Here is a 25817-nt window from a genome sequence, read left to right on the forward strand (position 1 = left end):
GCCTTGTTTCAACTTCATTGGTACATTATATTCGATAATATATATGTCAATGTATATTTTTATGTATACATTGACATATTCAATAATGCCGTATTAAATAGGTGGCATCAGGTCACTATGACCTCTACTGTTTGCTTCAAATAAGTCGTGAAAATCAGAATGTTAGTCAGGGAGTTCAATGCAGGGTCATTCCAGCATGTTACTGGAAAAGAGATTATCGAAATACTTAGCCTATTTAATGATCCAGCGTAAAAGCAGCGGCAAGTATATTTCAGTCAGCTAGATATTATAACGTGCGAACTCGTCAACTAAGTGAATCACTGCGGGATTATCAATTATGGCCACTCCGTCTTTTCAAATTGCAACCATCAAAGGAGATGGGATCGGGATTGATGTTGCAGACGCAACTTTAGCCGTCATAGAAGCCGCACAGAGCCGGGTTGGCGGTTTTTCCCTTAACTATCAAGAAATACTGGCGGGTGCAGGATATTACCGCGAAACCGGCCTTGATATCGAACCGGATGGGGAAAAAATGGCCGGTGTAGCAGACGCGATATTTCTGGGTGCCATTGGCCTCCCCTCTGTCCGATATGAAGACGGAACGGAAATCGCCCCGCACTTGCGCCTGCGGGATATTTTTCAGCTATATGCAGGCATTCGCCCAATAAAGGCTTATCCAAATGCCCCGCAACGATTAGCGGATGAAAGAGCCGCGGCAATAGATATGATCATCCTCAGGAGTCGACTGAAGGACTATTTTATTCGGCGGCCGTTCATAACAGATGCCCCGTTGAAAATGACGCTGAAGTGCAGGACACGCTCAGAATTACTCGTAAAACAACGGAAAAATTACATGATTTTGCGTTTAACCTGGCCCGAAAACGTAAAGAAAAGGGCACCAAGGGCATTGTTACCTGTGTAGATAAAGCCAATGTTTTTAAATCCATGGCCTTCTTTCGTAAAATATTTGACGAAAGAAGTCGCGCATTCCCTGATATCGAAAAGGGATACAACTATGTCGACGCGCAAGCACTGGACCTCATCCGAAAACCATGGGATTTTGATGTTCTCGTAATGGAAAATATGTTTGGGGATATACTGTCTGATCTCGCGGGCGGGCTTGTCGGTGGCATGGGAATGGCGGCCTGCGGAGAAATCGGCGACAATCATGGTCTTTTCCAGCCCGCACACGGAACTGCTCCCGATATTATGGGCCAGGATAAAGCCAACCCGTTGGCGGCCATTCTCAGCGGATCATTAATGCTGGATTACCTTGCCGACAAAGCGGGAAGCCAAGCCTTATCCGATGCGGCAGATGTTATTTCAGATGCAATACAATCGGGGTTTTCCAAAAATTCCATAAGGCCTGCTGAGTTTGGCGGTGATATGGGAACGAAGGCGGTAACACAGGAAATCATTCGTCACATTCAATCCTGAAAGGCCGGGAGCAAATAAATGAGTATCGTACTTGGATGTATTGCGGATGATCTGACGGGCGCAACTGACCTTGCCATGATCCTGATGCGCGAAGGGATGAAGACGGTTCAGATCATAGACGTGCCGGACGAAATGACACCGAAACCGGAAGCAGATGCGGTAGTTGTCGCCCTCAAATCAAGAACCATCCCTGCTACCGAAGCAGTTGAACAATCACTTGCCGCATGTGAGTGGCTGCTGAAAGCCGGCGCTAAACAGATTTTCTTTAAATACTGTTCAACATTTGATTCAACAGACGACGGAAATATCGGGCCGGTTACCGACGCGTTGATGGATTATCTGAAATGCCCCTATACCATCGCCTGCCCCTCCTTTCCTGAGAATGGCAGGACTGTGTATAAGGGCCACTTATTTGTCAACGGCACTTTATTGTCGGAGTCTTCGCTCAGAAACCATCCGCTTACGCCAATGACAGATTCCAACCTTAATCGCGTATTGTCCAAACAGAGCGCTAGCCAAATTTCAAACATTTACGTTGAAAGCATCGAACTCGGGACTGAGGAAATCCGAAATATTTTCGACAATCACGATCCGGAGCAAAAGACGATTTTCGTAATGGACGGCTTAAACGATGACCATTTGAAATCCATTGGCTCAGCCTGCAAGGATCTGAAACTGATCACGGGGGGATCCGCAGTGGCCATGGGCTTGCCGGACAATTTCCGAGCAAAAGGACTCCTAAGCACTCCCCATCTAGATAATCCGCTTGATGTACCAAAAGGACGAACTGTTATTCTATCAGGGAGTTGCTCGGAAGCGACATTAGAGCAAATAGACTATGCCAAATCCCGGATGCCTGCTTTAAAAATCAATCCTCAGGACATTCTGGACGACAAGCCTGTCCTCGCTCAAACATTGGACTGGGTTAGCAAAAATATTGTGGAAGACGGGCCGATCCTGATCTACACCTCTGCGCCGCCAACGGAAGTTAAAGCACTTCAAAACAAGAAAGATCGCGTAGCCGTCGGTTCCCTCATTGAAGAAACCTTGGGTCAACTGGCGCCCGCTCTTCAAGAAAGCGGCTTTACTCGATTTATTGTCGCCGGAGGGGAGACCTCCGGTGCGGTAATCCATTCCCTTGCAATACAGGCCCTGGAAATAGGTCCCCAAATTGATCCCGGCGTCCCTTGGACGCTAAGCCACTCAGGCCAACCTTTGGCACTTGCTCTAAAATCAGGGAACTTTGGCGCTCAGGATTTTTTTCCTAAAGCAGCCGCGCAAATTCATGCCATGAAAGCAAAGCCATCATGAACGATCTTGAAGCACGGCTTGAGATAATTAAAACGGTGCAGCAAATGAATGCGCTTGGCATAAATCAGGGCACTTCGGGGAATGCGTCTATCCGTGAAGAGAATGGATATCTGATTACGCCATCCGGTATGGCATATGATGACTTAACCCCGGAAGATATCGTTTTCAAAAGTTTCGGTGGTGACTATGAAAGCCCCAACGGACGACGCAAGCCATCTAGTGAATGGCGGTTTCATGAAGATATCCTCAATGCCCGGCAAGACGTCAACGCGGTTGTTCATACCCATGGCAAGGCCGTGATGACGATCGCCTGCCTCAATCATGATCTGCCCGCTTTTCACTATATGATTGGCATCGCAGGCGGAAATACAATCAGATGCGCCCCTTACCGGACCTTTGCCACACAGGAGCTATCTGACGTCGCGCTACGGGCGCTCCAGGACCGGAAGGCCTGCCTGCTGGCAAATCACGGACAAATTGCGCTAGGAGGCACACTAAAGCAGGCTCTTTCCATGGCGCAGGAAGTGGAAACCCTGTGCGATGTTTTTTGGCGGACATTAGCCGTCGGCGGACCTACTCTCCTGACCGAAACGCAAATGGATGAGGCAATAAGTAAATTCAGAAAAGGCTATGGAACCGGCAAGTCTTTTCTTCCAGACCCGGAGCCGTAAAAATGTTTGTCGTTCTTGTTGATTTTAAAGTGAAAGAAGAATTCATTTCCTCCTTCCGGAGTGCCCTTCTCAAGCAAGCCGAGAATTCTTTAAGCAAGGAAGCCGACTGTCATCAATTTGATGTCTGTTGCGACCCAGAGGATCAAACACTATTCACCCTGTATGAACTTTACACGGACCCTCCATCCTTTCAGGAACATCTCACATCCTCTCATTTTCTGAAATTTGACAAAACCATCCGCGACTGGGTCATTGACAAGTCAGTCCGCACACTCAGTCTGGTGTCGCGGTAATTATGGAGACGGCACGGCTGAATATAGGCCTCGTCGCCCATGATGCGATGAAGGCGACTTTGCTGGACTGGGTGACACGGAATAAGCCTATACTTGAGAAGCATAACTTTTACGCCACCGGCACCACCTGGAAAGTCCTGACCGAAGCCCATTCAGACATACTTATCCAACAGTTGAAATCCGGCCCACGGGGCGGCGATCAACAATTGGGTGCCCTTATTTGTGAGGGCAAATTAAGTATACTAATTTTCTTTCAGGATCCCATGACAGCGCAGCCACATGACGTGGATGTGAAGGCTCTGGTTCGAATGTCAACACTCTACGACATTCCCTTGGCCTGCAATCCGGCTACCGCTGATCTCATCATTACGAATTCAGCCCTTTTCAACAAATAAATTTCATCTGGCCGTTCCGATTTCTATCATAAAACGACTTCTATCAGATGCGGGCCTTTCTCATTCATGGAATGTGCGAATTGCTCGCGGAATTCTTTCACTGTGGTGGACCTGGACGCGCTCACTCCCATACTTTGCGCAAGCTGAACCCAGTTTAGTTCCGGGTTTCGTAAATCCAGCTGTGCCAAAGCCTTTGGACCTGGCTCTCCCACGCCAACACGACCGAATTCAACATTCAAGATGGCGTAGGATTTATTGGCGAAAATAATTGTCGTCACATCCAAATTTTCACGTGCCTGCGTCCAAAGAGATTGCGGCGTGTACATGGCACCGCCGTCTCCATGAAGACAAATAGTCTTCCGGTCTGGGCAGGCAACCGCAGCTCCCGTTGCTAGTGGCAGCCCCTGCCCGATACTCCCGCCGGTAAGTGAAAGCCAGTCATGTGGTGCGGCTGAGGTGCAGGCGCGCGATGGTCCAGTTCCAGAGGTATTGGCCTCATCGCAGATGATGGCGTCATCCGGCAAGAGATGCGCAATGGCTTTACCAACTGAAAACTGGTCAAGACGATCACTGTCGGATGGCATTTCCGTTTGCTTTTCAACTATTTTTGTCGGCGACTTCGGTCCCCCGACTGCGTCCGCCAGATCTGCCAGTGCCGCGGCAGAATTTTCATGGCTGTGCGATGCGTAGATAATCTCGCACCCCTCAGGTGTCAGCCAGCTTGCCTTGCCGGGATAAGCAAAAAAGGACACAGGTGGTTTTGTCCCCGCGACAACAAGAGTATCAATTCCTTCCAGTTTCTTCTCAATCATTTCAGAAAAATACGGAAGCGGCTGAACAAGCACCCTGCCAGCCCCTCTCTCTCGGCGGGCATTGGTCGTTGGGCAGAGTAGCCGTGCGCCAGTTGCCGCCGCTACACGGCCGGCATTGGCCAGACCTTCGCCATATAAGGCGTCCGATCCGACAAGCAATACGGCGTTCTTTGCTGATTTCAATGCTGCTGCGGCCTTTTCAATTGCGCGCGGATCTGCTGGTGGTAATTTCGGCACCGGTAGAGCTTGCGCGGGACCCTGAGCGTTGTTCCAGGCAGTATCTGCCGGGAGGATGAGCGTCGCAATCTGACCCTGTCCCTCCATCGAAGCGGCGACAGCGCGGGCTCCGTCAGTTGCGACTGTCGCAGCACTTGTGCTGGAATGGATCCATCCGGAAACCGGCCTTGCAAACCCGACGACATCGGACGTTAATGGCGCATCATATTGACCATGATAAGTCGCGTGATCCCCAACGATGTTTACAATCGGGGTAGAGGCACGTCGGGCGTTGTGCAAATTTGCAAGCCCGTTTGCAAGCCCGGGCCCCAGATGGAGAAGCGTCGCCGCCGGCTTGCCTTTCATACGGCCATACCCATCGGCAGCCCCCGTTACCACCCCTTCGAACAGACACAGGATTGGGCGCATACCCGGCACTTTATCCGTTGCCGCAACAAAATGCATTTCCGACGTTCCGGGATTGGAAAAACAAGTATCAATACCAGATTCAACTAATGTCGCGACAAGGCTTTCTGCACCATTCATTGGTGTCTCCTCTTCTATTGTTTTCAAAATTTAATGTAACTCAGATACTTAAATCACGTTGATTATAATCTTTGAGGCTGGCTTGGGCTTTGCAGTCCCAGAAAAAGCTTTCTCCCGTTTCCTTAAACGGTTTGTAATCATAAGGCGTTTCATCCGGATACCAGTGGCGTCGGGCGTCAATTGCATAGCCAAGAACACGGGTTCGTTCCTTTATATATTCTGCGTCATATACACAAGCTGGACTATGAATACCGGCACCCTGTACATCCAATACAGATGATCGTTTGTGGAACCCAAAATTGAGTGTCAGGCGAGGCTCAAATCCACTATTTGGAAAAGAACCATGCACCAACTGGCGATTGCACATCACAACATCGCCAGGATCACAGACGATAGGCACCGCATCTTTCAGACGCTCCCCCCGGATTCCCGCACCATTTCCGTAATGTCGAGTTTCCCCATTTTATGCGTACCAGGGACCACCCAAACACCATTAACCGGCGTACTTCCGTATAGCTGAGCCATGAAATTAAAACCATGTATATTCTCATCAAACTCAGGACTATCCCAATGGGTATCGCCGTCCTGATGCCAGGATACGGCTGCCCCTAACCCGGGATCCTTGATGAACATAACTTCGTTAAACGGCGCAAAATCTTCTCCGTTGACGGTTTCCGCTACTTTTAACAGTTCCGGATGCGCATATAGTCTCAAATGCGCTTCGGAGAATTGCAATGATCCCACCAAAATGAATGGTGCTTCTTCAGGGGCGTCAGGCGCTACATTGAGATCCTTCAGTTTTACCTGATGGCGGCCTCTCGCGACATTCGTTCCTCCGAAAGGATCGCTCAACGGCTTACTCCAGAGCAAACCAGAACCTTCGCAGTCCGCATCCAACGCCGCACGCCCCTTCGAATCAACCTTCGCCCCGCGATGCACAGGAAACCGCGTCCTCATTTCTGCGATATCCTCTTCAATATCCTTGAGTTCACGATTCTGGAGAACTTCCTCAAATACATAAAAACCATATTTGGAATATGCATCCAATATTTCCTGCGCCAGCGACCCGTCCGAATTGAACCGGATCGGCCCTCGATTTCCAAGGGCGTATGCACGCTCATGACCCTGATGCATATAGGCTTTAACTGACTCCGCCTCTTCCCCGTAATGTGCGGCACAGGCTTCAATGGATTTAGTGTAATCGCGATCTACCATGCGTCTCTCCCTATTTTTATTATTTTAACATTGTTAAAATTTTAATGTAATACAAATATTGCGTCAAGAGAGATTATTTCGTAGAAATCATGGATGTCAGAAAACATTGTATCGACAGCAGAATCGACCCGTTCGGTGAATATGGCGAAACGCCGCGCCCTTATTCTTTCCCATGCAAGAAATGTGATCGCCAACGAGGGATTTGATGCCCTTAGGCTCCGCGACCTTGCCGAAAGGGCGGGCATAACGGTACCTACGATCTACAATTTGATTGGGGGGAAGAAAGACATTCTCACGCTTATCATTGAAGAGCCCCTGAAGAGGCTAGAGATCGTTCACAATCAAATTAGGGAAGAGGATATAGAAAAAGTGTTTGAGGCACAGATTGATGCCCGTCTTGAACTTTTTTCGTCGAACGAACAATATTATAAAGCTGCCTATATTGCTGGCGATCGTATCGGTTTGTTTGAGCAGAGTTCTGCGTCAGGCCTCTATAAACGATCACTCCAACTCACGGACAGTGCTTGCAGAAAGGCGAAGGATGCCGGCCTTCTTTACGGAAAGGTTGCTCCGGAAAAATTATCGCAACAGATTTATTCCTGCTACCGCCTCGCCCGTCAAGATTGGGTAAATGGATATATCGACCTGAAGACACTACGGCGGCAGGCTTTGACCGGTGTCTTCTTAACACTCGCCGCAGATGCGAAGCCATCGTTCCGTACGAAACTAATTCAATATATTGAAGCCATGCCATGAATCTGACCTTTACAACCAGTTTCTAGCAATGCCTCATTTCCATTTATTGTCATTGCGGTACGATATGAACGTAATCTGTCCGTCACTATTTCATGCAGGTTTCCATATCGCTTCATTATTTTCTTCTGACTGTGCCCTTACTGTTTATATCCGCCGGCCCGCATCAATCCAGTAAGGCTCCCGAAGACGTTTTTTGAAAATCTTTCCGCTATCCTCACGCGGTAAATTCTTACGGATTTCAAAATGCTTTGGAATTTTATAATCGGCAAGCCGCTTAGCAAGGTCAGATCGGAGAGTATTGATATCCATCGCCCCCTCCTCCAACAATTCTACAAAGGCGATTAGAGTCTCGCCAAATTCCGGATCGGGAATACCAAAAACTGCGCAATCCTTGATACCGGGAAGCTGAATCAATACGGCTTCAATCTCGGCTGGATATATATTAACACCACCTGAAATCACCATGTCGCTCTTACGGTCACAGATGAATAAATATCCATCTTTGTCCAGATACCCCATATCTCCGCAGGTGATCAACTCTCCACACGCAACTTCTTTTCGCTTCTCCGGTGCTCCATGATATTCAAAATCCGGATAATTCGGGAGCCGCACATAAATCTGCCCAATTTCTCCGACGGGCAGATCATTACCATCGCCATCTAGTATTTTGACGATTGAGTTACGATATGCCCGGCCAACAGAGCCTGGCTTTTGCAGGGCGTCCGCACTGTTAATAAAGGTTACCGCGCCCGACTCCGTGCTGCCATAATACTCATAAACAACTGGACCAAGCCAATCAATCATTGCCTTTTTGATCTCAGCAGGACAGGGTGAACCTGCGTGAACAACAAATTTCAGCGATGAAAGATCATAGCGCGCCCTCACCTCTTCAGGTACCCGCAAGAGACGGATAAACATGGTCGGCACCATGAATGTTGTATCGATTTTTTGTTCATCGACAATCTGCATAAAATTTATTGGATCGAAATACGGCATCAGAACGAACAGATCGGCTATTTGTCCGGAGCGGGTGCCAAATGAGTTAGGTGCAGCGTGATAGAGCGGGCCCGCTAGCACAGAGCGAACGCCCGGAAGGAGGCCATAGACATCTGTCCGCATCTGCGCGACCACATCCAATTGCTCCTGCGTCGGCATTTCCCGGCGCACACCTTTGGGTCGGCCCGTCGTACCCGACGTATAGATCATGCTCTGCGGCGGTGGGTTTGTCGGACCTGCATAAAGCTCCTGACCCTCAATCCACGCATAATATTCCAAAATGGAAGAATCTCTCGCCCGTCGAGAGGCACGAGATGCACCTCTGGCCACAATATCGGAGGGGGTAACAATTTCGATCACAGTCACACCAGCCGGAAAGTCTTCGTCCAACGCCGACAGTAAATCCCCATGGCCGATCACCACTTTGGCTCCACAGTCCAAAATGACATAAAGCACTTCATCCGCCTTAAAATGCCAGTTGATCGGAACAACGTAGGCGCCAATCATCATGGCGCCATAACTGACCTCAAGAAACGGTATGTCATTTCTCAAAAGCAGAGCAACTGAATCTCCCGAACCAACCCCAAGCTTCAGGAGGCCGTCTGCGACTCGCCTGGCATTTGCCTCCAAATCAGAGAAAGGCATAAACCTGTCGTTGACAGCAACCCCACCCGACAAAGGCAAGCTTTTGGAACTGCTCATGTCTCTCTACCTCAATATATTATGAATTCCGGCTATCAGAAGTAGTAACACTCACGCGAAACCGCCGGCACCATGCCAGCGGTCGCAACTAGTCGAACTTGATCGACGCAATGTCCAATAAGGAGTGTCACGCCTCTTTTCTATTTTCCAGCCAAGTCACCAATTCAGAACATGTTGGTGCCCAGATGTCATCATCCTCCCTCACCGATTTCACCAAACGCTCAAATATGTCGAAGGCCTTTTTTTCTTTTCCCAACATAAATGGATGAAATATTATGGTCGCATGACTTCTTTCTGATTTTACCTTTTCCACCATTTCATCAATCACATCTCCCCATTGATCTAACGAAACGGGTTTTTCTGGATCACCAAACTTTTGACGCAGGGCTCCTAAATCCGGATTTAGCATATAGGCATCAACATGCTTCCATGCAAACGGAAGAGATACAAAATCACCGTCGATACTATCATCCCCAACATCCCCCAATGGAGACGCATAGTTGAGGCCCAACTCAAGACATTCAGCCCGCAATTCCTGCAGATCTATCGCGCCTCCAGGTGGACGAAATCCTGTTACAGCAACGTCGATCTCAGCAAAGGCATCGACCGCCTTCTTCAACGCACTTTTCCGTTTAGCAACAGCTGTATTTGCCCAATTCTCGTGCCGCCAGCCATGCGCCGCTATTTCGTGCCCCGCATCGCGAACAGCCAATATCTGATCTGGATGAGCCTGACAATTCCAACCTTCAATAAAATAGGTAATCTTCGACCCATCCAATACCCCTAATAAATCTGGCAGGACTTCTATTGAGGCGTGCTCCCCATTTTTCCCTTCATAATAGGAAGCCCTATTTCTTCTTCGGCAACGGCTCCAAGATTATCAAAAGTGATACTCAGCGCGGCGCGATGGCCTTCCGGGCCCCAGCCGTTTATATTATTGGACATTAATTCCTCCCTCGGAAAACTTCCCATTATGATTGGTATATTTCGACCTTAAGACGCCCGAGATTTTCAATTTCTGCTTCGATCAAATCTCCCACATTGGCATAGACGACACTTTCAATACCTGTCCCCGCAGGTGTCCCGGTTAGAATAAGATCACCCGGTTCAAGCGTGATGTTCAAGGCAATCCTCTCCAACAATTCAAAAACCGACCATATCATCTTGGAAGTATTTGAATCCTGCTCTATCTCCCCATTCCGCCATAGCTTCATTGTGAGGTTTTGGGGATCATCAATAAATTTTGCCGGAACAAAATACGGGCCCGCCGGACAACTGGAATCGAAAGCCTTGCCCAAAAACAAGTCCGACTTAGCAAAATGCTTGGGGTTGCGCTGAAAATCGCGTGCCGACATATCTAACGTCGTCATATAACCAGCCACCACATCGAGGTTTTTATTGAGCTGCGTTCCCGCTGGAATTTTCTTTCCGATTATAACCCCTAGTTCAATTTCCCAGTCAAACTGTGATGACCCTGTTGGGCATCTTACTGTTTTCCCAGGCCCGACAAGCGCCGTCGTCGGGGGCTTCATAAACATCGCCGGGATATTTTCGTCCTTGCTGAAACTTGAATATCCAACAGCCTCAATATGATCAATATAATTGGTGCCAGCACAGATAATCTTGGAGGGGAATTGCAAAGGCGTTAGAAACGATGCACTACTGATATCATTACCAGACCCATGTGTCCCTTTTGACAGCTCCACCGCCAGAGAAGACAGAATATTCTCGTTTTTCTGCCAATCATCGAACAACGATGCCAAGCCCGCCGCCCCGATATCCATCTGTGGTGCCACATCCTTCAATATCCAGTATTTTTGGCCCATCGCTATTGCTGGAGTTGCTTTGGAGCCCGTCTCGATTGTGCAAAGGGCGTAGCGCGCTGACGCAGTCATTCTATATTCTCCCATATATTCTTATTATGCTTTCGTTTGCATTTATATGCAATTAGCATCTATTGATGTCAATTAAATAGTGAACTAATTCCCAACTATAGGCTTATTATTCCGATTGACACATTTCAAAACACAGTGCTATCAATTGCACAAAATCAGCAGAAAAATAAACCAAGGGAGTAAATGAAATGAAAATGAAAATTCTGCAGCAGGCATCAAAGCGGGCTATTTGCCTATTTGCCGGCATCGTCGCGGCCACAACTGCTCTGGTCTCTCAACCCATCAGTGCTGTCGCCGAACCTCTAACAATTCGTTACGCCCATTTCGGCGCCAACCGAGGCGGCATGGGTGACAATATCAACTGGTTTAAAAATCAAATCGAAACGCGCTCAAAGGGCGATCTGCTCTTGGATATTCATTGGGGAGGATCACTCGGTGCGCCGGCGGATGTCCCCCGGGTTGTCGGCGCCGGACTGGCCGATATGGGCACGATCGTATCATCTTATACACCCGGCGTGCTGGACTTGTATGAAGTCGGCAACCAATTGGTTGGCCCTTCAAACCTTTGGGTTGCCCAGCAGGCTATCTATGAACTTGCCACTACAAGTGAGCCCGTTAAAAAACAGTTTGCCGGAAATAACCTGACATACATTGGAAACTTTAACGCTGGCGCAGTTCAACTGATCTGCAAAGAACCCCTTACCTCCCTGAATCAGCTGAAAGATCTTAAAATTCGGACAGGTGGGCCTTACACCGATGTATTAAAGCGTATGGGCGCAACAACAATCGCCATGCCACAGACAGAGGTCTATCAAGCTTTGTCCACAGGCTTGGTAGACTGTAACCAGATATATCACCTGGCTATTGAGGGATTTCGCCAATACGAAGTAGCTAAGCATGTTGTCGAGCTGGATTTCGGGCTGGTCATGGCCTACGGCATCATCATGAACAAGGATTTGTGGGATGAACTGAGTGACGAGAGAAAAAGCCTGATCCGCGGGGTTGCAGATGACTTGAATGCCCGCGTCGTCTCGGATCATCTGGCGCGTGTCGGCGCTGCAAAAACCAAACTGTCCGGTGATAGCGATGAATTTCGGGTGATCTATGCTGCACCGCCAGAAGGAATGCTTGATCAGATTAAGGAATATGGTGCTGAACTTGCTGATGAATGGATCAAGTCCGTTGGAGAAAAAGGCCTTCCGGCTCAAGAAGTGGCGAAAGAGTATAGAGCCCTGATTGACAAGTATCAGGCTGATTTTGATAAAAATGGCTATCCTTGGGATGCCACGAAAGGCAAGGACTAATGGTCCGGTTTAAACTTGACGATCGTTCGGCAGGGAATAGCCCTGTCGAACGCATCGTTAGCAGCATTGAACGCGCCTTTCTAAAGTTTTCAATGCTGACTATTGTCACGTTGCTTGCACTTATCTGTATTTCCGTTATCGGCAGAACCTTTTTCAATCTGCCTATTCCGGACGATGTTGTTCTGGCGGAAAACCTTATGCCAATTATTGTCGCCCTTCCTTTCGCCTATGCGACTGCGCGGCGTGGCCATATTGAGGTTGAGGTTTTCACATCCTGGCTGCCAAAAGAGTTCTTCCGACCTCTGAGCGCATTTGCGCATTTCCTCGCTCTACTGATTTTTTCCGCCATTTTGTGGTGCGTCTGGATTGGAGTCCTTAAGGATCTAAATAGCGGCCAGTATTACGAAGGAGAGCTCGCGCTGCCTGTGTGGCCTGCAAAACTGGTTTTCGTCATCGCCTTGGCCCTGTTCTGCATAAGGCTATTGCTGAACCTCGCTGAAGACCTCGGATTGAAGGCAGCCCCCTCCACACCGTCGCACGCCGAACCTCTCTCGTAACCGAGAAGACCCGTCCCAAGAAAGGTATAATAACAAATGGACCCGACTACCCTTGCAATTGCTGTTTTGGTAGGGCTATTGATCCTGCTTTTTCTGCGTGTGCCAATTGCATTTGCATTATGCACAGTTGCCATCGTGGGCATGTTCCTCATTTTTGCCTGGCCGGATGGCCGAGCGTTCAATCCCGCACGCGCCATGCGCCCTGTGCAGGCTTTCCTTGGGACCGATCCGTTTTCATTCATTAAAACCTATACATTTACGATGGTGCCCTTGTTCATTGTACTAGGGCACGTTGCGCATCGCGCCCGTTTCACAACGGACCTCTTCTATGCAATACGTATTTTACTTCCCCGTCTTCCAGGCGGTCTGGCCATCGCGTCTGTCATAGGCTGCGCCGGCTTCTCTTCCATTTCCGGATCAAGTATGGCCTGTGCTTCGGCCATGGGTCGGATCGCTGTTCCGGAGATGCTTAAATTCGGATACAGCAAGTCCCTTGCAACCGCTTCCGTTGCCGCGGGTGGCACGCTGGGCTCACTTATTCCCCCTTCCCTCGTCCTTGTCCTTTATGGCGTATTCACAGAACAATCGATCGGGATGCTTTTTCTGGCGGGAATTCTTCCGGGCTTACTCAGTGTATTAGCCTATGTTGTGACTATTTTCATTTGGGTCAAAGCAAGACCAACCGCCGCGCCTGAGAACCATATTACCAGCACAAAAAGCGAGCAATTAAAGGCCGTTATCAATGTTTGGCCCATTACGCTGATTGCGGTTGTTGTGATCGGTGGAATTTACAGCGGTTTTCTAACGGCGACTGAGTCAGCCGCCGTTGCCGCGGCAATAGCGATTATTATTGGTTTCATACTAAAACGGCTGAGTCTGGAAGGATTCTATGAAGCGCTGAGAGAAACCGCCTATCAATGCGCTGTTATTTTTGTGCTTGCTATTGGTGCAAAGCTGATGGTCTCGTTCGTCGGTATCACCAATATCGCGAGCGATCTGGTCACATGGACGAATGATCAGAATTTTCCTCCGGCACTCGTGCTACTCATGATTTGTGCGTTGTACTTGGTGTTGGGAACATTTCTTGATGCGATCGGTATCCTTTTGCTGACGCTTCCCCTCGCGGTTCCGATTATCGAGACACTTGGATATGATCTGATCTGGTTCGGAATTGTGATTGTAAAACTAATCGAAGTCGGATTAGTAACACCCCCTGTCGGAATAAATGTATTTGTCATAAAATCGGTTGTTGGAGATCAGGTCGAATTGAATCAAATATTCAAAGGAGCTGCGATATTTATTTTAGCAGACTTAGTCGTTCTCTATTTAATAATTATCTTCCCGCAGATATCTCTTTTCCTTCCAAAATCAATGTTTTAAAGAGGGCTTATGGAGCCAACTATGCTTGACCAAAACACCAGGGAATTTCTGGAACGAAGTAATCTGACACCAGATCTTTCCAATATTCAGACGGAAAGACTTACTGGCGGCATTTCATCCGACATATGGAGAATTGATGCGAGTGAACGAACATTCGTGCTTAAACGCGCCCTGCCCGAACTACGCGTTTCACAGCATTGGGAGGCCCCTCTTTCGCGTAATGTAAATGAAGTGAACTGGATCAAGGAAGCAGCTGAAATCAATCCGCAGGTTGTCCCGAAAGTACTCTATAGTGAACCCGACGCGGCACTGTTTGCGATGGAGTTTCTGGATCATCCGACATGGAAAAGCCAATTGATGGCGGGTGAGGTTGATATCGCTTTCGCCGCGAAAGTCGGTAAATCTCTCGGTGAAATCCACCAAGCCACGGCGAATTCTGCAAGGGTCGCCAGAAATTTTATGGTCCCGGAGACGTTTGATGCACTCCGAGTCGAGCCATACATAAAGGCGACGGCTAAAATACATCCATCCCTCGCAGAAACCTTACAACAGCTCGCCGACGACACGCTCGGCGCTGAATGCGCACTTGTCCATGGTGATGTGAGTCCAAAAAACATCCTGATGGATCCTGACGGCCCCATTTTTCTGGACGCGGAATGTGCCTGGTACGGGGAGCCCGCGTTTGACCTCGCGTTCTGCCTCAATCACATGCTGTTAAAATGTGTTTATATACCGTCCAGAAGAGAGGACCTTCTCGCCTCCTTTGATGCACTGCAGGCCGCCTATTTCGCCCAAGTCAAATGGGAGTCCGCAAACGACCTTGAGTCCCGTACGGCACGGCTTTTACCTGCGTTATTTCTGGCTCGTATCGACGGAAAATCACCTGTCGAATACGTAACTGCTGAAGGGGACAAGGAACAGGTCAGGAGAACCGCAATACCTTTTATCCAAACGCCACCGAAACAACTCTCAGAATTCAAAAACGCATGGGCAAGGAGCCTGCTTAATGACTGATACGACAATAAAATCTGTTTTTGGCCGCCGGATCTGGGATTCGCGAGGAAGGCCGACGGTGGAGGTCGATATCGGTTTGGGCTGTGGCGCAACTGGAAGGGCAATTGCACCCGCAGGCGCGTCCATGGGCAGTGGAGAGGCCGTCGATTTGAGAGACGGCGGGCCGACCTTTGGTGGACTTGACGTCCGGCGCGCTGTTTCAGCAGTGAATGACGAGATAAGCGCCCGGTTAATCGGGCTGGACGCCGACAATCAGGAAGAAGTCGATCAAGCGATGATAACGCTTGATGGCACCCCAAACCGAAACCGGCTGGGCGGAAATGCGATTGTCGCAACATCCATGGCGGTGCTACAGGCGCGCGCTGCAGCAGACAAAGTGCCACTATGGCAATATCTGGCGCAAGATGATGACATTCGGATGCCCCTCCCCGAAATTCAAATATTCGGCGGTGGTGCCCACGCTGCGCAGCGGGTCGATATACAGGACTTCATGATCATGTGTCCCGGTGCCACATCTTTTTCAGAAGCGCTTGATTGGACGGCAGAGGTATATCGAACGGCTGGCCTGCTTATGAAAGAAAGAGGGTGTTTGCAAGGTGTCGCAGATGAAGGCGGTTACTGGCCCGCTTTCCGATCGAATGAAGAAGTCCTCGATAGTCTGGTAATCTCGATTGAAAGAGCTGGCTTCAAACCCGGAGTTGATATCGGACTTTCACTGGATGTTGCTGCGTCCGAATTTGAGGAAGACGGATTTTATACGCTCGCCCTTGGCAACAAACGATATGATACCGACGAGTGGATCGAGATACTTGGAAAATGGCTGAAGACCTACCCCATCCTTTCAGTTGAAGATCCACTGGCTGAAAACGATACAGAGGGTTTCAAAACTTTTACCCGAATGTTCGGTGCCGAATGTCAGGTTATCGGAGACGACTTCCTGGTGACAAATGCAAAGCGCGTTACAAAAGCTGCCGCTGATAATGCGCTAACGGCGGTTTTGATCAAGCCAAATCAAGCCGGAACAATTACAGAAACACACAAAGCCCTTGAGGCCGGGAAATCGACAGGTCTCGGAACAATCGTATCCGCGCGATCTGGAGAGTCTGAAGATGTCATTATCGCACATCTTGCAACAGGATGGGATGCAGGACAGCTCAAAGTCGGTTCCTTCGCAAGATCTGAACGTATGGCCAAGTGGAACGAATGCTTGAGAATTGAAGAAGCGCTGGGCTCCAAGGCCCGTTTCGCCGGTAGAGACGGACTTGTTTTTGCGGAAAACTCTGCAAAAATTAAAATGGGAGGTTGATGCGTGAAGGCTCTGCTTCAATTCTCTGCCAGTGACCGCCTGCGAGATCGCTTTTCAACGGTTAAAGGGCTGGATATTGCCATTGTTAATGAGACTGATGAGGAAAGTTTCGCTCGAGAGATCAGCGATACGGAAGTATTCCTTCATGTCTTAAAGCCGGTAACAGCCGCAATGATTGCAATGGCCCCCAAATTAAAACTCATTCAAAAAATTGGCGTTGGCGTCAACACGATTGATCTTGACGCCGCACGAAAGGCTGGCGTGACCGTTGCCAATATGCCAGGCACGAACACTGCCGCCGTCGCGGAACACACACTTGCACTGATGCTTGCAACGCTTCGTCGTATCGCTGAATTTGACAACGCGACACGAGGTGGCAAAGGTTGGCAACTTTTACCAAATCAGATGGAAGCCCTTGGCGAAATTAATGGAAGTACTGTCGGGCTCATCGGTTACGGAGCCGTTGCTGAACGGCTTGCATTCCAACTTTCCGCGCTTGACGCCAAAGTACAATATTGGAGCCGCACTAAACGTCCTGACGCGATTGCCACTTCAGTTTCGTTTGAACAGTTACTGCAAAGTAGCGATATACTTTCGCTTCATATACCTTCAACCCCTGAAACACGACATTTACTTAATCGTGCCGCAATCAAGAAAATGAAACCCGGCGCCATCTTGATCAACACAGCGAGGGGCGATCTTATTGATGAAATTGCGCTGACAGATGCGCTATTGTCTGGACGGCTCGCTGGAGCCGGGCTAGATGTCTTCGAACAAGAACCCTTAAAAGCCGGGAACGTTCTGGCAAGCTGTCCGAATGTCGTGATGACACCGCATATTGCCTGGCTCACGCCACAGACAATTGATCGAAGCCTTGAGATAATTGAAGAAAACTGCCGGCGTGTTGCCCATAATCAGCCCGTCTTGCATAAAGTGCCGTGACAGAAAACCGTGATCAGGAGAATGAAATTAAATCCGCTATACTGTCTCAGGCCATTTTTTGATAGATGCCTGCATTGGAAGGCTAGAAATAGGGGACCTGACGGAGGTCCTCTTGATAATATATTGTGGGGAACATGACGCAATCCTATAAAATGGTGACCGCACGAGATGTAGCAGAACTAGCTGACGTATCTGTTTCAACAGTCGGCCGCGCTTTGGCGGATGATCCGCGCATTAGTGCCAAGACAATATCGCGGGTCAAGGAAGTCGCCAGTCGTCTAGGATATGTTGGCAACCTCCCTGCCCGGCAAATGCGCGGCGCAAAAAGCAATCTCATTGGACTAATGCTGCCTGATATCCGCAACTATTTCTATGCGACAATTGCCGAAGCCTTGTCAGACTGCTGCAGTGCCAACGGCTATCAGTTGGCGCTCTCAATTGCGAATGATCCTGAAACAGAAGCACGCCATGTCACGGAGCTCATCAGTGCCAGAGCTGCAGGGATCGTTATTGTGCCAACAGCACAGCCAAAGCGGGAAACCCGCGATCTACTGAATAATTTTCCCCATGTCCAACTGCTACGCCGCGTAGATACTTATAATTCAGCATGGTTCGGTATCAATGATGAAGAGAGTTTATGCGAAGGCACAAAGCATCTTCTCAATCTCGGTCACCGCCGAATTGCCTATGTCGGCGGGTCCCTTGAATTATCAACCGGTAACGCCCGCAGGGCCGGCTTTCGCCGCGCTTTCGCGGAAAGCGGTATTGAGCCCGACGAAGCCATCGAAATTTTTGGCCCGCCTTCATCTGCGCAATTTGGTGCTAACGCAGTTACTGAACTGCTAAACCGTCCCAATCCGCCAACAGCATTGATCACAGGAACTATTCGCGTCACCCAGGCCATATTGGAGATTTTGCACCAAATGAAAATTTCCGTCCCGGAAGATCTTTCCGTTGTCGGGTTCGGCGACGCTCCTGAATTCAAATGGTGGGGGTCTGGATTGACAACCTTGCGTATGCCGATTGAAGATTTGGCAACAACCTGTGGATTGTGGTTCCTTCATCATATTGCGTCCGAAAGGCCAACTAACCAACAGCACTCCTCTGTCGCTACTGCCACGCTAGTCGTTCGCGGCAGTACAGCTCCGTTATCCCATTAATGCGAACTGATCTCTGTATGGCGCAATACGACAGAAATTGCCTCTACTATGCCGCTCCAAATTTTAGAAGCAAAGACTTCCAGCACTTCGTCCTCTTGGTCGACTGCCCGCCAGAGATAGCGTGCTTCACCATTGATCTTTACGAAGACCTCATCGAGATACCATTTTCAATTTGAATAATTGTGAGATGGTTGGATTCGCTTCTTTCGTATCTCACTCGCGAACATCGGCCAAATTTATTTCGCCAATAGCGCAAAGTCTCTTGGCAAATATCTATGCCGCGCTCATAAGGTAAATCTTCGACAATACGAAGCGAAAGCGGAATCCGGACCTACATCATCAACGCAAGACGGATAATATCAGGCGATGCCTTGAATAACGGAAGGGATTAAAAATCCTCGTTCAAGGAGAGTAGAAAATGACAAATAGAACGACAAGCCATTATCCTCTGACGATGCCTGAGAGTAAGAAGCGCCGGATTGGGAGACAACTACCTTCTTCTGACAGCCCCTGCCGATCAGTCAGTTTCGACTGGCAATGAAACGTCGTTTGCCCACTCGCTCATAGAATTGTCGTAAACAGCAATATCACAATAGCCGAGTTCGTGTAACAGGAAGGCATCTAGAGTTGCCGCAATCCCTCCACCACAATAGACGATGATACGCTTGGTTGGGTCGGCTCCGATACCAGCGAATGCCTGAGCGACCGTGTCGATCGGCAGCAACTCTATTGTCTCGGGGTTGAACAATGTTGTCGCGGGGACATTAACGCTGCCGGGAACGCGGCCGGGACGACCATAGCGCGGATTCTCGCCGCTGTGCAGATCTGCTGCCAAAGCGTTAATCGTGCAGACCTCCCCCGCACCGATCGCGCTCTGAACGACATCTTTGCCGACGAATAACTCAGGTCTCAAATTGATGGATAACTGGTCAGCCTGGTACTTACACTGGCTGGTTGAGGTTATGCGTCCATCCGCAACCCACTTATCATAGCCGCCATCCAGAATTGCCACATTGTCGAACCCCAGCCACCGCAGCATCCACCAAAATCGCGTCGCCCATTGCAGGTTTTTACGGCTGTAGAGAACAACTCTCTTGCCATCGCTCACACCGTGCCGTGCAAAAGCAGCAGCAGTCTCCTGGGCCGGCGGTAGCGTAAAGCGGTAAGGACTGTCGGCCACAGAAAAATCTTTCTGTAGATCGAAATATCCGGCGCCAGGAATATGACCTGCGTCGTAATCTGCTTTGCCGCTTTGGATATCGTAAGGCCGGCTTGGGCCGTCATTTGGAACGAGATAAGTCGTACAATCGAATACAACCAGATCTAGGTCGTTCAAATGGGCCTCGAGCCAATCACACGTTACCAGTGCTTCAGAATATTGTGACAGTGTTTCGTTCATTGGATCGAGACCTTTTCTAGTTATATTTGTCGCACATAGTGGTCGATTGTGCAGTCATTCGCAAGGGCGTTGTCAGGTACTGTCAGGGTGCTGTCAGCCGAATGCGACCACGTCTCTGTTTGGCGTAAAATGGCGATAAGGTGCCCCTACTATGCCGCACTAAGTTGCTGCCACTCGGCCAGCGCAACATTTCTTTGAACCTTGAATGTTTCTCGGCTGGTTAGGTGGCGTTCATGGTTGAAGTGATTGTAGATTGAAGCATGGATTGAGACGAATTTTTGCAGACTACTCAGCCGCCTGAATTGCAACATTGCCCGCTCTCTTCGTCGAAATGGCAGGTGGGAGTTTTCACAGCGATTGTTCAACCAGCGCCCAGTTTCCTGACTCTTTTCATTTCCAATCAAGTTCATTGCAGCACGATACGAACGTAATCTGTCTGAGACAATGACATGAGGCTTCCCATACCGTTTCATTATTTTCTTAAGGAAAACCATTGCTGCCTTGCGATCGCGGCGTTTGGTAACAAAGGATTCCAGCACTTCGCCCTCGTGGTCAACGGCCCGCCACAGATAATGAGTTTCGCCATTGATTTTGACAAATACTTCGTCCAGGTGCCATCGCCAGTTGAAATAACTTTGAGACGGACGGATCCGTTTCTTACGGATTTCATTTGCGAACATTGGGCCAAATTTATTCCACCAATAGCGCACCGTCTCATGGCAAATATCGATGCCCCGTTCATGAAGTAAATCTTCAACGTTGCGAAGGGACAACGGAAATCTGACATACAACGCCACAGCGAAGCGGATAATTTCAGGCGATGTTTTGTTACATCAGGAGGGGTTGTTGATTTTTATTCCTGAAGAGTAGAAATCACAGAAATCCGACTAGTTATTTTCTTCTGTCAAAGCCGAATTCACTACGAAATTCGTGCTTCAACGGTTTGAATTGATGTTTCAACAACATCTATTGCTTTAGCTAATTCTTCTTGTGAAATAACGAGTGGAACTGACAAAGTCATTGATGATCCGCTTGGCAAAATAGGAATAACGCCACTGTCAATTGTTTCTCGATAGACTAGCTGTGCAAAATTTGCGGCGAATTCCCGGTCGCCATCCTCTGGGCCAAAATCTATCGCCGCCATCAGACCGACACAACGAATTTCCCTTACAGATGGGCAACGCGACGCCAAATCCTGCAACCGCATTTTTGCCCATGAACCAAGGTTAATCGTGCGGGATATCAAATCGTAATTTTGAATAATCTCTAGAACCGTAAGGGCTGCTCGTGCGCTCAGCAGATTTTTTTCATGTGTAAAATACCCCAAATTTGGCGCTTTCGGTATCGATACACTGGGTCCGACCATCACAGCTGCGACAGGCAGCACAGCGCCACCCAAAGCTTTTCCCACGACTGTTATGTCCGGGCGGACATCGAAGTGAGTGTGATTAAATAAAGCCCCTGTTTTACCAAGACCCGTTGGTATTTCGTCAAATACCAGGAGTGCACCATACTGATCGCAAAGGCTTCGGACTTCCGGCCAGTACCAATCCGGAGGTACATATGCCCCGTTACGTATAGGCTCGACAACAACAGCAGCAATGTCTGGCTCATATTTGAAAGCCGTTCGAATTGATTCAAGCGAATGAAGCGCATATGGCTCATGACCAAAGCCCAGCCCCTCATCACCGTGACGATGAAATGGCGGCACATGAATTGCGCCCGGAACCATTGGACCAAGCATAGTTTTATCGCTTGAGCGACCACCGAGGCTCAGTGCACCAAAACTACGTCCATGGTAGGCATCATAGAATGAAATCGTCTTGTATCGTTGGGTCGCGGCCTTGGCAATGGTGACAGCAATTTCAATCGCATCCGATCCACTTGGTGCTGTTGCAATTCTCGCGGATTTATTTCCCCAAAGACGCGCTAATGTTTCCCCCAATTTAACCGACGTTAGGTTTGTAAAGCCACGACCAGAAAATGTCGCTTTTCCCATTTGCTCAATTAAAGCGGCCAACAAATCAGGGTGTCGATAACCAATGTGATGACAATTATTTCCATACAGATCCATGAATTTTTGACCGGAAGCATTCTCAACATGGATACCGTCTTCACGTTCAATGACCATCACACTTGGATCGTTATTATTCCCCAAAATTGAAATTAATCGGTCGCGTTCCAGAATAGATATTTCTTTCCCCGAACGATGACTATGGACCCACTCTTGTCTGGATTGTTGTATTTCATTCATGATTTCTGGGACCTATTCTCTATTCCTTCAAATGTGAAGAATAACAACTAAACTGCGTCAGTGTTCACTTCACTTCTGCTGTATAGTTATGTCATGTGTTCTCTGGCTATCAATTCCCCGTGTGGAGTCGCCAACCAATAAACGTGTTGGAAAAACAGTCGTCTTATCCGGAAACCTGCCTTCAGCTATCCTATGCAACAAATACTCGCCAGCTTTCGTGCCCATGTCTCGCGCAGGGACTTCAACAGTAGTTATTCGATTATCTGAGTATTTCCAAAGATCAAAGGCGTTGAAGGCTGTTAGCATCACGTCATCAGGTACTGAAAACTCCATATTCTTCAAAACCGCAGATACAGAGAATGCCAATTGCTCGTTGGCGGCCATAACCGCGTCAGGCAATCCATTGTGATTGATATATGATTTAACGCATGCGTGAACGTCGTCATACGTTCCCGTATCAATTTGAATAATATCGAGCGTCATTTCTGGGTGTGATGCTTGAAAATCTCGAATTCCTCGAATACGCTCATCCATTGCAGGCCACGGTTCTGCTGGTTTTAAGAAGGCTACCTTGCGCGCCGACTGTTCATAGAGATGATTAGCCAGTAGGTAGCCCCCGCCAAAATCGTCCTGGCGCAAGTAAGCAACATCTTTTTCGGATGGTGGATCATTTGGTTCCTGAAGCGCTAATATCGGCCGCTGCAGTGTCAAAAATCGGTTTATTATTGCATTTCGTTTTGCATTTTCTCCCGAAACCATCAAACACAGCGCATCGGTATCAGCAAAGCGGCGTAGGTCGGCTTCACTAAGTTCATTCTCTCGACAATTGTGAAGCAAAAGACTGTAACTCTTTCTATTTACGTCACTTGCCATAGCCGAAACCAATCGACTAGTCCAAGGCGACGCAAGAAAGTCAGAATCATTTTCAAAGATAATAACTAGGCCAATTAACCAGCTTTGCGAAAGGCGCAATGCGCGGCCACGCAAATTGGGACGGTAATCCAGCCTCATTACAGCCTCTAGTACTCGTTTTCGTGTTTCTTCGCGTACTATATTTTTCCGTCCGTTTATCACATTGGAGACAGTCATTGGCGAGACATTTGCCATTCGAGCAACGTCAGCTACTGTAGGCCGCTTAAATCTTTCACTTTTCATGTCAAAATCTTTAATTCTTCTGAGTAAACACTTCCTTGACCCACCAACATATTCAACATTAACGAGCAAGATAGTTAGGCAACCACGTTACTATATCTGGATAGATGGCTAAGATAGCCAATACAAAAATATGGACCAGAAAGATTGGGGCGATAGAACGCGCAAGTGTCAATAATTCAATCCGGGATACAACGCTCGTCACAAACAATAGGCTGCCAACTGGCGGCGTCAACATGCCTATAGTTACATTCACGATAAAGATAATTGCAAAATGAGTCGGGTCTATTCCAAGTGAGTAAGCAATTGGGGCCAAGACCGGGCCGACAATCAGAATTGCCGGTGCAGGCTCAAGGAACATCCCTACAATCAACAGCAGCACCATTGTAGATAATAAGAACTCAAACTGATTGAGCGCTGCAAAGACTCCATATATTAACTGCGGGACCTGACTGATAGTCAAAACCCAGGAAAACAGCTGTGCTGTAGCCAATAGCATTAGAACGGATATTGATGCTATTGCTGCCGTCAATACGAGCTTTGGAATGTCAGAAAATCGGATTGTTTTATAGACAAACACACCAACTATCAAAGCATAAACGACAGCAATCACTGATGCTTCAGTCGGCGTCGCCAAGGTGCTGTCAGACTAATGCGACCTCGTCTCTATTTGACGCAATTTGCCAATAAAGCACCCCAATTATGCCACGCTAAGCTGCTGCCACTCGGCCAGCGCAGCATTTCGTTGAAGCTTGAATGTTTCTCTGTTGTTTAGGTGGCGCTCATGATTGAAGTGGTTATGGAATGATGCGTGAATAGAAACGAATTTCTGTAAACTTCGCAAGCGTCTGAATTTAAGCATTGCGTATTCTCGCCGTCGAAATGGGAGATGAGAATTTTCACAGCGATTGTTCTTCCAACGCCCAACCTCTTGTACCTCGGCATTTCCGAGCGTCTTCATGGCGGCGCGATAGGAATGTAATCTGTCCGTTACTATTTTATGCGGGCGTCCATACCGCTTCATAAGTTTCTTAAGAAAAACCAGGGCTGCCTTGCGATCACGGCGCTTAGAAACAAAGACTTCCAGCACTTCTCCCTCGAGGTCGACGGCGCGCCACAGGTAATGTGTTTCGCCATTGATCTTAACAAATACTTCGTCCAGATGCCATTTCCAGTTTGAATAATTCTGAGACGGATGAATCCGTTTCTTCCGGACCTCGCGCGCAAACAATGGACCAAATTTGTTCCACCAATAGCGAATGGTTTCGTGGCAGATATCGATGCCCCGTTCATGAAGAAGGTCTTCGACATTGCGAAGTGAAAGAGGAAATCTGACATACATCATCACCGCCAAGCGGATGATCTCGGGCGATGTCTTGAAATAGCGGAATGGATTATGATTTTTCATTCCAGAATTTTATGGAATAGCTAAGATATGGTCAAAGCCCAATTTTCCTCTGACAGTGCCCTGTTACGGGCGGTTGCGCCGCCAGGCAAGAACAGAGACAAATTATAAGGGGTGGGTGGCGGTGAGCGAGGGATTCGAACCCTCGATGGAGCTATAAACCCCATACTCCCTTAGCAGGGGAGCGCCTTCAGCCACTCGGCCAGCTCACCGGAGGCGGCAATATGGCAGATTTTGGCTGTCTGTCAAAGAGTTTAGTTGCAATTTTTTACAGGTTTTTATGGATTGCCCGGCTATCGGCCCATGATCCATTCGCGCGCCATTTTCTGTGCCTTGGAAATTTCCTGTGCCGACATGTCGAGGGAAATCTCCGCGCGGATTTCACGGGCTTCTTCAATGCCATTCATCGCGGCCAGATTAAACCATTTATGTGCCGTCACCAGATCCTGTGGCACGCCATTTCCGGTCGAGAAAAGCAAGCCGGCTCGAAACTGTTCGTCAGGTATGCCCTCATCGGCACTTTTCAGGTTCTTCTCTATAAAATTTACATCACGCTTAGCCATCTTCATATCCCCATATTCAATTGATTAGCTAGATAAGTAATTACACTCACGAGAAGAATTAGCTTCTTCTCAAGTCGCATGATGTAGGGGATTTAGTTAATATTTTGTTTCCACCGGAAATTTTTTAACCATGTTC

At 48.5% G+C, this 25817-nt stretch carries 23 protein-coding genes, 1 tRNA gene and 4 pseudogenes; 13 read left to right on the forward strand and 15 right to left on the reverse strand.

Annotated elements, in window-relative coordinates:
* The first annotated feature begins 337 nt into the window (after positions 1-337).
* From AC0L73_RS02390 to AC0L73_RS02410, 5 genes and pseudogenes are all read left to right on the forward strand, one after another.
* Positions 338-1437, forward strand: a pseudogene (locus AC0L73_RS02390) (isocitrate/isopropylmalate dehydrogenase family protein).
* 18 nt (positions 1438-1455) lie between these two features.
* Entirely contained in the window at positions 1456-2748 is a 1293-nt protein-coding gene (gene otnK, locus AC0L73_RS02395) for a 3-oxo-tetronate kinase (RefSeq protein WP_473654765.1), read from the forward strand.
* Complete coding sequence (locus AC0L73_RS02400; RefSeq protein WP_473654766.1) at positions 2745-3419, forward strand: class II aldolase/adducin family protein; 675 nt, start codon at positions 2745-2747, stop codon at positions 3417-3419. Before otnK ends, AC0L73_RS02400 begins: the two co-directional genes overlap by 4 nt.
* A gap of 2 nt (positions 3420-3421) precedes the next feature.
* Positions 3422-3712 (forward strand): putative quinol monooxygenase, encoded by a 291-nt coding sequence (locus AC0L73_RS02405; RefSeq protein ID WP_227952403.1) that lies wholly within the window; start codon positions 3422-3424, stop codon positions 3710-3712.
* 2 nt (positions 3713-3714) lie between these two features.
* Positions 3715-4107 (forward strand): methylglyoxal synthase, encoded by a 393-nt coding sequence (locus AC0L73_RS02410; protein WP_227952404.1) that lies wholly within the window; start codon positions 3715-3717, stop codon positions 4105-4107.
* Positions 4108-4133: 26 nt separating this feature from the next.
* On the opposite strand, the gene AC0L73_RS02415 is transcribed toward AC0L73_RS02410, so the two are convergent.
* Together AC0L73_RS02415 and AC0L73_RS02420 are read right to left on the reverse strand one after the other, a co-directional pair.
* Positions 4134-5681 (reverse strand): acetolactate synthase large subunit, encoded by a 1548-nt coding sequence (locus AC0L73_RS02415; protein WP_473654767.1) that lies wholly within the window; start codon positions 5679-5681, stop codon positions 4134-4136.
* 40 nt (positions 5682-5721) lie between these two features.
* Positions 5722-6896: pseudogene (locus tag AC0L73_RS02420) on the reverse strand (phytanoyl-CoA dioxygenase family protein).
* 141 nt (positions 6897-7037) lie between these two features.
* Here AC0L73_RS02420 and AC0L73_RS02425 point away from each other — a divergent pair.
* Positions 7038-7652: a TetR/AcrR family transcriptional regulator gene (locus AC0L73_RS02425; RefSeq protein ID WP_227952407.1), complete on the forward strand. Its 615-nt coding sequence runs from the start codon at positions 7038-7040 to the stop codon at positions 7650-7652.
* A 144-nt stretch (positions 7653-7796) separates the two neighbouring features.
* Here AC0L73_RS02425 and AC0L73_RS02430 read toward each other — a convergent pair whose 3' ends face one another.
* From AC0L73_RS02430 to AC0L73_RS02445, 4 genes are all read right to left on the reverse strand, one after another.
* A complete protein-coding gene (locus AC0L73_RS02430) occupies positions 7797-9350 on the reverse strand; it encodes an acyl-CoA synthetase (RefSeq protein ID WP_473654768.1) in 1554 nt (517 codons plus the stop codon).
* Between the two features lie 127 nt (positions 9351-9477).
* Entirely contained in the window at positions 9478-10128 is a 651-nt protein-coding gene (locus tag AC0L73_RS02435) for a polysaccharide deacetylase family protein (protein ID WP_473654769.1), read from the reverse strand.
* 26 nt (positions 10129-10154) lie between these two features.
* The gene (locus AC0L73_RS02440) at positions 10155-10295 is read right to left on the reverse strand and encodes a hypothetical protein (RefSeq protein WP_473654770.1); all 141 of its coding nucleotides are present in this window, start codon (positions 10293-10295) and stop codon (positions 10155-10157) included.
* Between the two features lie 26 nt (positions 10296-10321).
* Complete coding sequence (locus AC0L73_RS02445) at positions 10322-11245, reverse strand: fumarylacetoacetate hydrolase family protein (protein ID WP_473654771.1); 924 nt, start codon at positions 11243-11245, stop codon at positions 10322-10324.
* A 188-nt stretch (positions 11246-11433) separates the two neighbouring features.
* Between AC0L73_RS02445 and AC0L73_RS02450 the strand changes: the two genes are divergently transcribed.
* The 7 genes from AC0L73_RS02450 to AC0L73_RS02480 all read left to right on the forward strand — a co-directional run bounded on the left by AC0L73_RS02450 (position 11434) and on the right by AC0L73_RS02480 (position 18908).
* Positions 11434-12549: a C4-dicarboxylate TRAP transporter substrate-binding protein gene (locus AC0L73_RS02450; protein WP_227952411.1), complete on the forward strand. Its 1116-nt coding sequence runs from the start codon at positions 11434-11436 to the stop codon at positions 12547-12549.
* Complete coding sequence (locus tag AC0L73_RS02455) at positions 12549-13106, forward strand: TRAP transporter small permease (RefSeq protein ID WP_227952412.1); 558 nt, start codon at positions 12549-12551, stop codon at positions 13104-13106. Before AC0L73_RS02450 ends, AC0L73_RS02455 begins: the two co-directional genes overlap by 1 nt.
* A gap of 36 nt (positions 13107-13142) precedes the next feature.
* A complete protein-coding gene (locus tag AC0L73_RS02460; protein ID WP_227952413.1) occupies positions 13143-14486 on the forward strand; it encodes a TRAP transporter large permease in 1344 nt (447 codons plus the stop codon).
* 21 nt (positions 14487-14507) lie between these two features.
* On the forward strand, positions 14508-15500 hold the full coding sequence (locus tag AC0L73_RS02465) for a phosphotransferase (protein ID WP_473654772.1): 993 nt from the start codon (positions 14508-14510) through the stop codon (positions 15498-15500).
* The gene (gene eno / locus AC0L73_RS02470) at positions 15493-16806 is read left to right on the forward strand and encodes a phosphopyruvate hydratase (protein ID WP_473654773.1); all 1314 of its coding nucleotides are present in this window, start codon (positions 15493-15495) and stop codon (positions 16804-16806) included. Before AC0L73_RS02465 ends, eno begins: the two co-directional genes overlap by 8 nt.
* Positions 16807-16809: 3 nt before the next feature.
* Entirely contained in the window at positions 16810-17748 is a 939-nt protein-coding gene (locus AC0L73_RS02475) for a 2-hydroxyacid dehydrogenase (protein WP_227952416.1), read from the forward strand.
* Between the two features lie 134 nt (positions 17749-17882).
* Positions 17883-18908, forward strand: coding sequence for a LacI family DNA-binding transcriptional regulator (locus AC0L73_RS02480; RefSeq protein WP_227952417.1), 1026 nt, complete (start codon positions 17883-17885; stop codon positions 18906-18908).
* A 62-nt stretch (positions 18909-18970) separates the two neighbouring features.
* Here AC0L73_RS02480 and AC0L73_RS02485 read toward each other — a convergent pair.
* From AC0L73_RS02485 to AC0L73_RS02525, 9 genes and pseudogenes are all read right to left on the reverse strand, one after another.
* Positions 18971-19248, reverse strand: a pseudogene (locus AC0L73_RS02485) (DDE-type integrase/transposase/recombinase); the annotation flags it as partial.
* Between the two features lie 177 nt (positions 19249-19425).
* Positions 19426-20307, reverse strand: a complete 882-nt coding sequence (locus tag AC0L73_RS02490) for a sulfurtransferase (protein ID WP_473654774.1) — start codon at positions 20305-20307, stop codon at positions 19426-19428.
* A 149-nt stretch (positions 20308-20456) separates the two neighbouring features.
* Positions 20457-21131, reverse strand: a pseudogene (locus AC0L73_RS02495) (IS6 family transposase); the annotation flags it as partial.
* Positions 21132-21226: 95 nt separating this feature from the next.
* Positions 21227-22561, reverse strand: coding sequence for an aminotransferase class III-fold pyridoxal phosphate-dependent enzyme (locus AC0L73_RS02500; RefSeq protein ID WP_473654775.1), 1335 nt, complete (start codon positions 22559-22561; stop codon positions 21227-21229).
* A gap of 69 nt (positions 22562-22630) precedes the next feature.
* Positions 22631-23716 (reverse strand): LacI family DNA-binding transcriptional regulator, encoded by a 1086-nt coding sequence (locus tag AC0L73_RS02505; RefSeq protein ID WP_473654776.1) that lies wholly within the window; start codon positions 23714-23716, stop codon positions 22631-22633.
* 58 nt (positions 23717-23774) lie between these two features.
* Complete coding sequence (locus tag AC0L73_RS02510) at positions 23775-24350, reverse strand: TRAP transporter large permease subunit (RefSeq protein WP_473654777.1); 576 nt, start codon at positions 24348-24350, stop codon at positions 23775-23777.
* Positions 24351-24413: 63 nt separating this feature from the next.
* Positions 24414-25121: an IS6 family transposase gene (locus tag AC0L73_RS02515; protein WP_473654778.1), complete on the reverse strand. Its 708-nt coding sequence runs from the start codon at positions 25119-25121 to the stop codon at positions 24414-24416.
* 116 nt (positions 25122-25237) lie between these two features.
* Positions 25238-25330 (reverse strand) — tRNA-Ser (locus tag AC0L73_RS02520).
* 81 nt (positions 25331-25411) lie between these two features.
* The gene (locus AC0L73_RS02525; protein ID WP_227950667.1) at positions 25412-25681 is read right to left on the reverse strand and encodes an SEL1-like repeat protein; all 270 of its coding nucleotides are present in this window, start codon (positions 25679-25681) and stop codon (positions 25412-25414) included.
* Positions 25682-25817 lie beyond the last annotated feature (136 nt).

The organism is Sneathiella sp. D3-11 (genome assembly GCF_055809395.1).